Raw genomic sequence first — 12,793 nt, forward strand, 5'->3', positions numbered from 1 at the left:
TCGTAGGTCTGGGCAATGTTATCCATGTCCTCGAAGCCGCCGATCACCCAGTTGCTGCCGTAACAGGTGTGGTAGGTCGAGTTGGGCTCGATCAGTGTCACGTCCAGCCCCGGAGAAAACGTCTTCAGGTACTTGGCGGCCGTAGCCCCACCCGAACCGCCGCCGACCACGACGATACGTGCGCCATTGGAATAACCACCGGCGATCGCGCCACTGACCCCTGTGACGGAAGCCAGACTCGTAATGCCGAACGCCTGCAAGAAGCGGCGTCGATTGAACTGTTGCATGATGGACCCCCTGTTCAGAATCGGGCGAAGTACGACGCCATGGCGTCGATTTCTTCGTCGGTGTAACCCTTGGCGTGACGATCCATGATCGTCGCGTCACGATCGCCATCACGGAATGCCCGCATCTGATTGGCAATCAACTCCGGTGACAGACGAGCGAGATCCGGTACGCCTTCTTCGGCACCCGCGGCGTTGTGACATGCCTTGCACGACGCCGCCATTAGCTGCCCTCGAGTCACTTCGTCGTTATCCGCCAGCGCGGTGCCAGACACCGCGGCGGTCATCAGCAACGAGGCTGCAAGCCCCGCCAGATAGATATGTGCCTTCATTGAACAAACTCCTCCACTTTGCGTGAATACATTCATCTCGACAGCCCTCTGTAGCTGCCTTCCTCCTCGATCCCGGTGTTGGTCCCGGGTTGAATGGTTTGGTATTCCGTATCCGGCCTCGTGTCATGCCCACCTGTGTGCCGGAAGACCCCTGGCAACCCGCCAAAAAAGGGTCGGGCTTACATACCCGACCCAAGCGACGGAGAACAATCATGTTGCCGGTTCACAGCGGAACCGCTGGCATCCTGGCCGGACAACATGTTTCCTTCCGACGGCCGGCTTGTCCGGAAAACCCAAGCCGGCCACTGACCCTTGATTCCGCACGAACGCTGCACCCATCCTCGCCCGGAGGGCAGGTGCCACCAACGCTTCAATGGCAGGGGTCCATTCGCGGTGATGAATTCGCGGGCCAAGGGGTCTCGGCCTTTGCTCAGGGCCGATTAGCAAACTTCACGCCATCAAAATTAAATATTTTTCATTCAGCGAGTTGCAGGTCTTGGCGAGGCTGAAAAGTGTTGCGCGTTGCATCGTTGTTGCAACCGTTTTGCAACAGCACTTCCCTACGTTCGAATCTGTGAATTTATTACTTGTTCAAAACGGGACGTGACTCTTTCCCGTTGGCCCTTCAGATGAACAGGCAGATATCGGAGTCCCCGGCGAACTCGAAAAACGCCGCCGCACCCGCATAATCCAGCCCATCGATGAACTCGTCTGTGTCCATGTCGAACAGGTCCACGGTCATCTGGCACGCGATCATGCGCACGTCGGCCTCCAGACACATCTCGCGCAGGTCCTCGAGATCGGAGACCCCCTTCGCGGCCATCTTCTTTTTCATCATGGTCGTCATCATGCGCTGCATGCCCGGCAGCCCCTGGAGCATCACCGGCATGGGCATGGGCATCGGCATCCCCGGGTTGCCCAGCGACGTGACCTGCAGGTCCATCTTCTTGCGCAGCAGCTGCAGCCCGTAAAAGGTGAAGAACACTTCCACTTCGTAGCCGAGCGCGGCCGCCGTCGAGGCCAGGATGAACGGGGGATAACCCCAGTCCAGACTGCCCTTGGTGGCGATAATCGCCAGCTTCTTCTGCTCGCTCATAAGAGACTTCCTTTGATTTCGTAAAAAGCAGACCCTCGCCTACATGGATCCTCGGTTGCCCCCGTCCGCTTTCGCGCGGCGCGTTCGATTCCAGTCGCGGATCATGGTGCAGCCCACGCACAACCCGAGGGCCGCCAGCGTGCCCCAGATGGATATGGGGACCATCACCATCGCCAGTACAAAAAGAACCCAGGCCATCACGGTCATTGTTTTCTCCTCGGCTCCCTGGAAGCCGGTCGGTCAGTGGGGCATCCAGGGCCCCGGGGGCCCGCCACCCTGAAACGGGTTGAACATGTTCATCGTGCCCATCGGTCCGCCCACGTTTCGGTTCAGGTTCCACATGTCCCGCTGCATGCCGGACGTGGAGGCGGCCATCAGCTCGGTATCGCGCGTCATCGAGGCAATGCTGAGCTGCATCGCCGCGGTGTCCTCGCTGATGGTCCCGACATGGCTGTCCACCCGTTCCATGCTGGCGGCGATCTGCTGCATTCGTTCGTCTACATCCGACATGTGCCCCGCGATCACGGAGAGATCGCGATCGACCACACGCGTCATCTTGCTAATCTCCTCGGTCAGCCGGCTGACGTCGTTGGTGAGACTGGTGATCAGCCAGAACCCGTAAATCGCCAGGATGATGAAGGCCGTCAGGGCCGAGTACACGACAAGCTCCAGTCGTCGGGCCCTCAGATAGGCCTCATCCGCCTCCTCCGCAATACGTTCGTACTCCGGCGGATCAACGCCGGGCCCATGGGACGTTCTCGCATAGGGGTCCTCAGTCGCCATCAGAACTCACCCCGTGCGGCGCGATCGATGATGGTCTCGAGCGACTCTTGGACAAACAGCGCCTGTTCGTAGAGTTCTTCCGGCAACGGCCGGCCACCGTGGATCATCGGATCGAGGTTCAGCGTCATCAGCCAGAGCTGGCCCTCTTCGTCTTCCTGGAGCACGATGCGGCAGGGGAGATAGGCCGCCATGGCCTGGCTGTGCCGCACCATCTGCGCGGCGATTCTCGCGTCGCAGAACATGTAGATCTTCAGGAACGGGAAGTCTTCACCAGTAACGTTACGCACCTCCTCGCTCATCGGCATTTCGCCAACGTTGGCAATATTCAGTTCGTTGGCGACCATCCTCAGCGTGTCTTCCACCTCGCCAACGTCCAGGCCTTCTTCGACCTTTCTCTTGTATACCGTGGCCTCGGCCATATCGCCGGTTTCCAGCACCGTGCGCGCCATGCGCGCGTAGACCGTCGTGGCCTGTGAATCGAGGGCCCGAGCGCCCCCGGCGTAGGGTTGAAGAACGTAGATCGCATAGCCGACAGCGATCACGGCCAGCAGGCCGATAATGGCCAGTACATTCCAGATCACTCGCATGCCTCTATCCTCCTTTGGTGCCTTGTCAGGCTTGTTGTGAGAGCGGCGCGTCTTGTTGTTCGTATTCGCGGTCTCGCTTGCACTGTTGGTCGTCCGGCTCTACTTCCGGCGCCGCCGCCCGGGCTTGCCGAATAACGCGATCGCCAGGGCCTCCAGTTCCCGTGAAGCCTTGCCACGGGGTTCCAATTCGCGCACGGACAGTCCTTCGCTGAACGAACGACGAAACGCCATGCGTTGTTTCAATCGGGGAGCGAGTCGTTTCACGCCCGGGATCTGCCCCAGTGCGTCAAAGGTCTCGTCGGTTTCACGGACCGCCTGGTGCGTATCCGCTCGGTTAATGAACACCAGGATTTGCGGACGTCCGTCCGTCTGGTGTGACTCCTGTACCCGGCGCACGAAACGCTGGGTGGACCAGACATCGGCCTGACTCGGGGGGACGGGGATCAACAAGCGATCCGCACTCTCCAAAGCCTCGAACAAGGACCCCATGTCGGATGCACCCACATCGACGAGGATCTCCTGCCAAGCCTGCTGACCCTGTTCCGCAACCGCCTTGAGCGAAGTTGCATGCTCCAGCGCAGGTATGTAGCCCTCTTCCTCGCGAACCTCCAGGACATCGGTAAGGGTCCCCTGGGGATCCAGATCAACCGTGCATACCGAGCGCCCCTGCTCGAGCAGCCAGAGTGCGAGATTGAAGGTAACGGTGCTCTTGCCCGTACCGCCTTTCAGATTGGCTACGACGGTGCGCATGCATACTCCCGCGGTTCAGCGTGTTGCCTGGGGAAAAATGGGCCCGCCCCTGGTGGACGGGCCCCACGGATGACCGGCAACCTCAGTTGCGGTCACCCTCGCCCTGCGGCATCTGCTGCTGCGGCATTTGCTGCGGCATCTGCTGCTGCATCGGGCCGCCATAGCCCGGGCCCCAGCCGTAGCCAGGATGGCCGTAGTAACCCGGGCCATAACCATGCCCGTGACCATAGCCATGACCGCGGCCGTGACCGTGACCGTGACCATAGCCATGGCCGTGACCGCGACCGCGGGCGGAGAAGTCAAAGTCGCCCATCATGTCGCTCATCATGTCGCCCATGCCCCAGCCACGGCCGTAGCCCGGGCCGCCGAAGAACGGCGTGCCGTAACCCGGGCCGTAGTGCCCCGGGCCGTAGTGCCCCGGGCCGAAATGCCCAGGACCAGGACCATAGCCGTAACCCGGGCCATAACCGGGCCCGCCCCACTGGGCAGATGCCATCATCGGAACGGCCAGGCCGCCCATGGAAACCGCAAGAACGGCTGCTTTAATGAAAGTCTTCATGGTGTTCCCTCCATTTGGAGTGTGTTGCCCTCGATATTCGTGACGCCGGGACGAAGAGGGCGGTCCCGCACCGGCGCTTTACTTATGCCCTCAGGGTGTGAACGGAAACCCGCCCATACCCCACGGCATCATCCAGGGGAATGGCCCACCAGCTGGGCCTCCCCATCCACCGGGCCCGAAAGGTCCGGGGTACGCCCCGTAAGGGCCCGGATACCCGGAATACGGACCTCCATGTCCGTGGTAACCCCATTGGGGTTGACCGGGGTGAGTCCGTGGTGCCAGCACGTCGGCACGCTCCCGAGTTCTGGTGGGGTCGTAGTCCGGGTCCGGGAACTGCAACCTGGGCTGCGCCGCCTCCGCGGCTGGGAACTCCGGCGCCGGCGCCACGCCGGCCCAGGGGTTCACACGCTCGCGCGCCTCGACACTGGCACCGGAGACCCCCCAGGCCAGAACGACGGCCACGAGCAGCCCGAGGACAGGCTTGCCCCTTCCGGCTGCCAGCCCGCGAGCGCATGAACCGATGTGCACGGCGTTCACCATCGGTCGCTCAGTAGCCGCCCTGCTCTTCCATAGCCTCGCGGCGCTCGCGCATGGCCTCCATGCGTTTTTCGCGCTGGCGTTCCATCTCTTCCATGTACGCCTCGCGGCCCTTTTCCATGGCTTTCATTCGGGCTTCGTGCATGGCCTGCATCTCTTCCATGTACTCCTGGCGCTCGGCGTGCTGCTTCTTGATGCGCTCGCGCATTTCTTCCGGCATGTCCTCGGGCAGGTCATCCGGATCGAACTCGGGCATGGAGCCATATCCCGGCCCGTGCATCGGGCCCGGCATGCCGTATTGCGGCTGCGGGCCGTAGCCGTGTCCGTAGCCGTGTCCGTATCCCGGCCCGTAGCCCGGATAGCCCTGGCCGTAGCCGTGGCCATAACCCTGTCCATGACCCTGGCCGTAGCCGCGGCCATAGCCGTGACCATGACTGCGACCGGACATGCCGAAGCCCATGTCGCCGGAGAACTGCCGCTGCTGCATCATCCCGCCGCCGGGATGACCACCCCAGCCGTGTCCGCCCTGAGGCCCGTGGCCATAGGGACCCATGGGTGCGCCCTGCTGGGCCATCTGGCCACTGGCGCCGTCCTGGTCATTGGCATAGTCGTCGGCCTGGGCCGCACCCAACGCCAGGGCCGTGGCTATGGCGAGTCCGGTCAGCCCTGTGATCAACGGTTTTTCAAATGTTTTCTTCATTGCGTACCTCCAGATTGAATAGAGAATCGAGATCGTTCATTTCAGACGGATCCCGCGTCGCCCGCGGCCTTTGGCGGATCCGCCACTGCTGCCCCCTGTACCCTTGCGCGCACCGCTCGAACGGCCCGCCGTACTGGAGGTCTTGCCTCCTTCTGATGCGGACGACTGGCTGGTCGCCTTCTTCTTGCTGGACTCGGAACTGGATGGGGTCTTGCCCGCCGGCTGGCCGGAGGCCGTAGTACCGGACCGGCTGGACGAGGACCTGGAAGAGGTCTTTGCAGACCGGCCACCGCTCTTCCCCGCTTGCGTCGGTTTCGTACTGGTCTTGCGCACTGTTTTCTGCTTTGTGGCCGGCGCGGCGCTCGTACGCCGGGAAGAACCCTGCCCGGAACCTGACTGCGCTTTCGCAGCGGGGGAGGTGTCCTCGTTCTTCGACTTCGTGCGACTGGATTTCGGCGGTGGTTCCGCGGGGGCCTCGGGGTGTTCCGGACCGACGGAGGAATCGGCCCCATTGGGGGCTTCGACGGTCGACCCACCCGATGTGTGGGCCGGGCCCGAGCCCTGCGGGCCAGAACCGGAACCACCCGGTTGCGGACCCGCGCCGCCACTCGGGCCCCCCGGCCCACCGCCCCCGCGCCACCAGTTACGCAGCAGGCGGAAGATCGCCAGCGCCAGGTCCCGCATCCCTTCGAGGAATGCCAGCACGAGGCTCTTCAGATACAGGCCGGCCAACTGGACCGCCTGAGTAACCGGACCACCATCGCGCGGACCAAACAGGTCCTTCTGCTGACCCGAACCCAGGGGCGCCTGCCCAGGGCCGGCGGAATACGCGGCGTTACCACCGTCGGCATCGACCGTTGAGGGACAGAAAGCCCGCCGACCGGATATACAGCCCAGCGGGATCACTAGCAGGGTCAGCAGCGTGGCCACCACGGTGCCGAACATCAGCGAGATCGCCATGCCCTGGAAGATGGGATCGAACAAGATCACGCTGGACCCGGCCAGAAGCGCGAAGGCGGTGATGATGATCGGGCGCGTACGGGCCTGGCAGGCCATGATCATGGCCTCGCGCACGTCATGGCCCTGATCGACGGCCTGACGGCCGAAGTCCACCAGCAGTATGGAGTTGCGCACGATGATCCCCGCGAGGGCGATAAACCCGATCATCGAGGTCGCCGTGAACTCAGCGTTGAGCAGCCAATGGCCGGGGATGATCCCGATCAGCGTCAACGGGATCGGCGCCATGATGATGCCCGGCAAAACAAAGTTGCCGAACTCCCAGACGACCAGCATGTAGATCAGGATCAGCGCGATCGCGAAGGCGATGCCCATATCGCGGAAAGTCTCGTAGGTGACCGTCCACTCGCCGCCCCACTCGAATGCCACCGATCCGTCGTTGGCTGGGGGCCCGATCCAGTGCGGCTGCACTTCGCTGCCGTCCGGTGCCGTGTAGTCCGCGAGCTGCTGCTGGACCTCGAGCATGCCGTACACCGGCGCAGCCAGGCGCCCCACGACCTCGCCCGTCACATACTCCACCGGGCGCAGGTTCTTGTGGTAGATCGGCTCGTCCTGCGGGCGCTGGACGAAGCCACCCAGCTCGACCAGCGGGATCAGATCACCATTGCGCGACGCTACCGGGAGCAGCTCCATCTGCCGCACGTCTACCCGCTGTTCGTGTGGCAGCCGCAGCTGGATCAGGTGTGGCTCGACCAGGGACTGGGCTTTCACGTCGCCCACGATCCGACCGTCGAGCGCGGTCTGCAGGGTGCGGTTGACCGCCTCCACCGTGACACCGCGACGCAGCGCCTTGTCTCGGTCGACTTCGAAGTGCCAAACGTTGTGCGGCGCCTGCAGGAAGGTGTCCACGTCGTCGATGTGCTCGGCACCGGCGAACATCTGCTCCAGATCGCGGGCAACCGTCCGCCGCGTACTGGCATCCGGCCCGTAGACCTCGGCGACCACCGACTGGAGCACCGGGGGGCCCGGCGGCATCTCGACCACCTGGATGCGAGCACCCGCGGCTGCCGCGAGCGGTGCGAGCCGCTCGCGCGCCTCCGTGGCGATCTCGTGGCTGGAGCGGCGGCGATCTCCTTTGTCCACCAGCTGCACCTGCAGATCGCCCTGCCAGGGCTTGTCCCTCAGGTAGTAGTGCCGCACAAGACCGTTAAAGTTGAACGGCGAAGCAGTCCCGACGTAGCTTTGCACGCCGGTGACTTCGTCGAAGCCGCGCAGCACACCGGCCATTTCCTCGCTCAGCGTGGCGGTCTCGGTCAGCGCCGTCCCCTCCGGGAAGTTGACCATCACCTGGAACTCGGGCTTGTTGTCCAGCGGCAGCATCTTCACGCGCACGTCAGTGGTGAAGAACAGGCTGACGACCAGGAAAAACACCAACACAATCCCGATCAGAAACGCGTAGCCGCGCCAGCGGTGATCGGCCAGCCCGGGTATCGCCCAGCGAAAGAACCCACCCAGTCGTTCGGCCTGGCGGTGCTCCTTCTCCGTCGCCTTGGCGAGATAGCCCATGCTGGGTCGCAGCCGTTGAGTCAGCCAGGGGGTAAAGACAAACGCGGCCACCAGAGAGAACAGCATCGCCACCGACCCCAGCACCGGGATCGGCTGCATGTACGGGCCCATCATTCCGGACACGAAGCCCATGGGCAGAAGCGCCGCGATTACGGTAAACGTGGCCAGAATCGTGGGATTGCCCACCTCGCGGACCGCATCAACCGAGGTCTCGGCATCGATCCCGCGTTTCATCAGCCAGCGGCGATAGATGTTTTCCACCACCACGATGGCATCGTCGACCAGGATCCCGATGGCAAAGATCAGGGCAAACAGGCTTACGCGGTCGATGGTGTATCCCAGCACCCATGCACTGAAGACCGTGAACAGGATGACCACGGGGATGACCACCAGCACCACGATGGCCGCACGCACCCCGAGGAACAGCCCCACCAGGATGGTCACCGCAAACGTCGCGATGAAGAGCTTGAAGATCAGCTCGTTGACCTTGTCGTTGGCGGTCTTGCCGTAATCGCGCGAGACGGCGACCTCGACGTTGTCGGGGATGGTGTCGCCCTTGAGCTGCTCGAGGCGCTCCAGTACGCCGTTCGCCACCGTTACCCCGTTACTGCCTGGCTTCTTCGCAATCGCGAGCGTCACAGCGGCAGCACCATTCGCCGCTGCATCCGGGTCCGCGGCGGCGGCGCCGGAGTAGTGGCGCACGAACTGATCAACCTCGCCCGGGCCGTAGATCACCTCGGCCACGTCGCGCAGGTAGACCGGCTGCCCGTCGTCCACCGCCACCAGCAGTCTTTCCAGGTCCTGTGCCCCGGTGAAAAAGCGCCCCGTATACACCGGCGTGCTGAGGCCGCCGCTCTCGATACGTCCAGCGGTGTCTTCCAGATTGGCCGCCTGGATCGCTTGCTCGACCTGATCCAGGCTCACCCCGAACCCGGTCAGGCGATCGGGCTGCACCTCTACCCGAAGCGTCTCTTTGCGACCGCTGACGACAAAGCTCTGGCTGGTATCGGGGACCTCATTCAGCTGCTGTTTGGCCTCCAGCGCAATCTGCCGCAGCAATGCATCGTCCACCTCGTGCGACCAGAAGGTCAGGTTCACGATCGGCACGTCATCCGCACCCTTGGCCCGAACCAGTGGCTCGCTGGCCCCGGGAGGGGTCAGATCGCGATGGGCCAGCAGCTTGTCATGCACCTTGACGATCGACGATTCCATATCCTCGCCGACGTCAAACTGCACGGTGACCATCGCCTCGCCCCGGTGAGAGACGGAGTACACGTTGTCCACGCCCGAAAGCTCGCTCATCAGGCGCTCCAGCGGCCGGGCGACCAGGCTGGCTACCTGCTCCGACGGCACGCCGGGATAGGTCACCATGATGTCGACCATCGGCACCGAGATCTGCGGGTCTTCCTGTCGCGGCGTGACGATGAGCCCGAGGATCCCGATCGCGATACTGGCCAGCAGCAGCAATGGCGACAGCGGCGAATGGATAAACGCGGCCGCCATGCGACCGGCGATGCCGGGCTGATGGTGGTGGTTGTCACCACCGTCTTCCGGCGACGATCCGGAGGGATTGTTGGTGTGTTCAGACATGCGTCGGTGTCGGTTCCTTCCTCACCTACATCTGCGCCCCGGGCGCGAGGCCCGGAGTAGCGGGAGGGTGGTGGTAGCCGGAGGCGCCAGGCGTCGCAGGGGCATGAGAAGGCCGCTGACGCTCGCCCTGCAGCAGGACGTACTCGCCAGGCTCCAGACCCGAGGTCACGACCACCTCGCCATCCCGCACCGCACCGAGCCGGACGGCCCGGATCCGGGACTGGCCTTCGCCGTCGACCACCGCGACGCGCGGCAGCGCCCCGCCCGGAATCAGCGCGCTCTGAGGGATCAGCGCATGGCCGGGTGCGCTGTCGGCTGACGGCAGACCGACCGAAACGTGCATACCCGGGCCTCCGGAGACGCCTCGTGGCAGATCGAACTGCACGGTCACGGTATGCCGACGCGGGTCAGCCATGGGGAAGATCCGGGACACCCGTGCCTGGACCGTGCCCCCGGCATCCAGGCGGGCGGGCACCACATCGCCCTCGGAAAAGGCGGCAACCAGGCGCACCGGTACCTGCGCTTCAATCCGCAGGTAATCGACATAGCCAAACGTGACCAGCGGCTGCCCGGGCTGAACGGTGTCGCCCGGTTCCACATGCTTGCGCATCAGCAATCCGTCGAACGGGGCCTCCGAACGCGTCTCGCGAATGGCCGCATCCAGTTCCTCCACTCGCGCCCGCGCCTGCTCCCAGCGGGCCTGGGCCTGATCGACGCCGACGTAACGGGAGTACAGGTCGGTATGCCGATCCAGCGAAGGATCACCGAACCCCATGAACTGCCCCATGGGCCGGGTGAACATCTGGTCGAACATCGAGGGCATACCCATGCCGGGCATCTGCCCCAGGCTGCGCGACTGAGGCGAGATCATCTCGCGCCCGTACTGCATGCGCGCTTCGTTGATCGCGGCCTCGGCCACCCGCATCTCGGACATGGCCGCGCGCCGCTGGGCCAGCAGACGGTCGTCGGAAATACGTGCCAGGAGCTCGTCCTGCTCGAAGCGATCGCCTTCGGCACCGGTGAGTTCCACGACCCGCCCCGCGGTCTGGGCGCTCAGGGTGACCTCGCGAAACGGAATAACGGTGCCACTGACCGTGCGGTATTCAGGAGCCGCCGCCCGGACCTCGACCATTTGACTGCTGGCGGCAGCCGTACCAGAGGCACTCGCCAATATCGTGGCGAGCAGGGACAGGACCGCAAGAGCAGCCCTCGATGACCTTGTCACGTTCTCCCTCCTACGCCGGACCCCGGGGCTCCGGCGAGCTCGACGTTCTTTATAAATAGCCCAATTTCGAAGAAACGGGCCTTTTGGCGGCCTGGACGCCTGGAGAGACAGGGAGAGATGACACCGCACCAGTTCGACAGCAGGCCCGCTTCATGCCGGGCGGAGGAAGCAGAGTCTATGCCAATATACGAAACTACTTATTTATCAATAAGTTCATCGATATTTTCTTCTTTTTTAAACCTGGTGTTGCAACAGGAATGCAACGATCCTGCAACGTACGCGCAACGTTCTGCTGCAATCAGAAAAGGCCTTGCATTTGCTGCCGGGACCATTGCCACCTTTACTTCACTGGCCGTATGCTCGAGACAAGACCTCGCACAAACAAAGCGGGGCGGGAGGAGACATGACCGGTACGGAGTTGGCGAAGATCTGCATACGGCACAGCCGCGATCCCCACCTGATCGTCGACCATCAGAATCAGGTCCTTTACGGAAATCCCGCCTTCTTCCAGCTATTCCGACTATCCGAAGACATACCCCTTTCCCTGGAGCATTTGGGCCCCGTCAACCTGCTTGCCGAATTGCATGCGGCTTCGCCCATGACCGCCACCGAAGTCCCGCCTCACCTCGACTTCAGCACCCGACTCGAACTGCACGGCGAAACCCTGCCGGTGCGCGTGATCACGCAGTCGATCCGCATGCAACGGGACGAACGTCTCCGCCTGTTGACCCTTCAGCCGCTGCGCAGGCGCCCCGACGAGAACTGCGAACCCCTGACCTCCAGAGAGGAGGCCCCGGAGGCTGCGTCGGCGGTTGTGGATCCAGTGCATCCGCTGGTTTCCCGGGACCCCGAATGCCGCAAAGCCCTGCACTTCGCCCGCAAGGTGGCGTCGAGTGACGTGCGGGTCGTGTTGCTGGGCGAATCGGGTACGGGCAAGACGCACGTCGCGCGGGCGATGCATGCCCACAGCCCGAGGGCATCCGAACCGTTCATCGAGGTGAACTGTGCGGCCATCCCCGAGGAACTCCTGGAGTCCGAGCTCTTCGGTCACATTCGGGGGGCATTCTCCGGCGCCATCAGCGACCGGGTGGGGCGTTTCGAAGCCGCAGACGGGGGCACGCTTTTTCTCGACGAAATCGGCGAGATGAGCCCGAAGCTGCAAGCCAAGCTTCTGCGCGCGGTGCAGGACGGTACGTTCGAACGTGTGGGGGAGAATCAGCCGCGTTCGGTAAACGTCAGGGTCGTATCCGCATCCAATCGCGACCTGACGGCCATGGCCGCGAACAACCAGTTCCGCACCGACCTGTTCTATCGCCTGGCGGTGGCCAGTGTGTACCTGCCGCCACTACGGGAACGCCCGCTCGATCTCGCCGAAGCCATTTCCCAGTTCGAGCAGAGGCACCAGGTGGTTGTGGCCGACGCGTTGCGCAACAAGCTGCTGAACTATTCCTGGCCCGGCAACTTCCGCGAGATGGAAAATGTCTTCCAGTGCATGTGCTTGCGCGCCAAAAATGGGGTCATACATGACTTCCCACTCTCCGACCCTCTGGCCCCCGGCCTGGCCGGAATGCGGGAGGCCACCTCCAACCTGAACGCAGCGGCACAGGACTATGCCCCTGCCCCCTCGTCCCGGATGGAACACCCCGAAGCGCGACGGCTGCGCGAAGCCCTGGTTGCGAATTCCGGAAACCGCACCCGGGCCGCTCGCGCCCTGGGGATCGACCGCACCACACTCTGGCGCAAGATGCATCGTTACAATATGACCTAGCCACAATCTGATCGAGCCGCCGGACCTGGTCTGGGTCCCGAACCGACTGCCCCGATCGT

12 protein-coding genes are annotated in these 12,793 nt (G+C 63.5%); 1 reads left to right on the plus strand and 11 read right to left on the minus strand.

Features of this window, described 5'->3' with window-relative positions:
• From C936_RS14345 to C936_RS0111490, 11 genes are all read right to left on the minus strand, one after another.
• Positions 1-287, minus strand: a 287-nt coding sequence (locus C936_RS14345; protein WP_038044202.1) for an FAD-dependent oxidoreductase, incomplete at its 3' end; no start/stop codon positions are given.
• 14 nt (positions 288-301) lie between these two features.
• Positions 302-616: a c-type cytochrome gene (locus tag C936_RS0111445; RefSeq protein ID WP_018175526.1), complete on the minus strand. Its 315-nt coding sequence runs from the start codon at positions 614-616 to the stop codon at positions 302-304.
• Positions 617-1,241: 625 nt separating this feature from the next.
• Entirely contained in the window at positions 1,242-1,712 is a 471-nt protein-coding gene (locus C936_RS0111450; RefSeq protein WP_018175525.1) for a DsrE/DsrF/DrsH-like family protein, read from the minus strand.
• A gap of 39 nt (positions 1,713-1,751) precedes the next feature.
• The gene (locus C936_RS15050) at positions 1,752-1,919 is read right to left on the minus strand and encodes a hypothetical protein (RefSeq protein ID WP_018137714.1); all 168 of its coding nucleotides are present in this window, start codon (positions 1,917-1,919) and stop codon (positions 1,752-1,754) included.
• A gap of 33 nt (positions 1,920-1,952) precedes the next feature.
• Positions 1,953-2,495 carry a methyl-accepting chemotaxis protein gene (locus tag C936_RS0111460; RefSeq protein WP_018137713.1) on the minus strand — a complete coding sequence of 181 codons (543 nt, stop codon included), beginning with the start codon at positions 2,493-2,495 and terminating at the stop codon, positions 1,953-1,955.
• Complete coding sequence (locus C936_RS0111465) at positions 2,495-3,082, minus strand: DUF302 domain-containing protein (RefSeq protein ID WP_018137712.1); 588 nt, start codon at positions 3,080-3,082, stop codon at positions 2,495-2,497. Before C936_RS0111465 ends, C936_RS0111460 begins: the two co-directional genes overlap by 1 nt.
• A 99-nt stretch (positions 3,083-3,181) precedes the next feature.
• Positions 3,182-3,832, minus strand: coding sequence for a division plane positioning ATPase MipZ (locus tag C936_RS0111470; protein WP_018137711.1), 651 nt, complete (start codon positions 3,830-3,832; stop codon positions 3,182-3,184).
• Between the two features lie 82 nt (positions 3,833-3,914).
• A complete protein-coding gene (locus C936_RS0111475) occupies positions 3,915-4,391 on the minus strand; it encodes a sulfur globule family protein (RefSeq protein WP_038038903.1) in 477 nt (158 codons plus the stop codon).
• Positions 4,392-4,938: 547 nt separating this feature from the next.
• Entirely contained in the window at positions 4,939-5,628 is a 690-nt protein-coding gene (locus C936_RS0111480; RefSeq protein ID WP_018175523.1) for a hypothetical protein, read from the minus strand.
• 36 nt (positions 5,629-5,664) lie between these two features.
• Positions 5,665-9,741, minus strand: coding sequence for an efflux RND transporter permease subunit (locus tag C936_RS0111485; RefSeq protein ID WP_018175522.1), 4,077 nt, complete (start codon positions 9,739-9,741; stop codon positions 5,665-5,667).
• A 25-nt stretch (positions 9,742-9,766) separates the two neighbouring features.
• On the minus strand, positions 9,767-10,873 hold the full coding sequence (locus tag C936_RS0111490; RefSeq protein WP_018175521.1) for an efflux RND transporter periplasmic adaptor subunit: 1,107 nt from the start codon (positions 10,871-10,873) through the stop codon (positions 9,767-9,769).
• Between the two features lie 496 nt (positions 10,874-11,369).
• Here C936_RS0111490 and C936_RS0111495 point away from each other — a divergent pair, with 496 nt between their 5' ends.
• Positions 11,370-12,734 (plus strand): sigma-54-dependent Fis family transcriptional regulator, encoded by a 1,365-nt coding sequence (locus C936_RS0111495; RefSeq protein ID WP_018175520.1) that lies wholly within the window; start codon positions 11,370-11,372, stop codon positions 12,732-12,734.
• The last annotated feature ends 59 nt before the right edge of the window (positions 12,735-12,793 follow it).

The organism is Thioalkalivibrio sp. ALJ4 (genome assembly GCF_000377225.1).
Classification (GTDB): Bacteria; Pseudomonadota; Gammaproteobacteria; order Ectothiorhodospirales; family Ectothiorhodospiraceae; genus Thioalkalivibrio.

Excerpts from the sequence above, each read along its gene's own strand:
- C936_RS0111445 (WP_018175526.1), bottom strand. The coding sequence starts at position 616 with ATGAAGGCACATATCTATCTGGCGGGGCTTGCAGCCTCGTTGCTGATG.
- C936_RS0111450 (WP_018175525.1), bottom strand. The coding sequence starts at position 1,712 with ATGAGCGAGCAGAAGAAGCTGGCGATTATCGCCACCAAGGGCAGTCTG.
- C936_RS15050 (WP_018137714.1), bottom strand. The coding sequence starts at position 1,919 with ATGACCGTGATGGCCTGGGTTCTTTTTGTACTGGCGATGGTGATGGTC.
- C936_RS0111460 (WP_018137713.1), bottom strand. The coding sequence starts at position 2,495 with ATGGCGACTGAGGACCCCTATGCGAGAACGTCCCATGGGCCCGGCGTT.
- C936_RS0111465 (WP_018137712.1), bottom strand. The coding sequence starts at position 3,082 with ATGCGAGTGATCTGGAATGTACTGGCCATTATCGGCCTGCTGGCCGTG.
- C936_RS0111470 (WP_018137711.1), bottom strand. The coding sequence starts at position 3,832 with ATGCGCACCGTCGTAGCCAATCTGAAAGGCGGTACGGGCAAGAGCACC.
- C936_RS0111475 (WP_038038903.1), bottom strand. The coding sequence starts at position 4,391 with ATGAAGACTTTCATTAAAGCAGCCGTTCTTGCGGTTTCCATGGGCGGC.
- C936_RS0111480 (WP_018175523.1), bottom strand. The coding sequence starts at position 5,628 with ATGAAGAAAACATTTGAAAAACCGTTGATCACAGGGCTGACCGGACTC.
- C936_RS0111485 (WP_018175522.1), bottom strand. The coding sequence starts at position 9,741 with ATGTCTGAACACACCAACAATCCCTCCGGATCGTCGCCGGAAGACGGT.
- C936_RS0111490 (WP_018175521.1), bottom strand. The coding sequence starts at position 10,873 with ATGGTCGAGGTCCGGGCGGCGGCTCCTGAATACCGCACGGTCAGTGGC.
- C936_RS0111495 (WP_018175520.1), top strand. The coding sequence starts at position 11,370 with ATGACCGGTACGGAGTTGGCGAAGATCTGCATACGGCACAGCCGCGAT.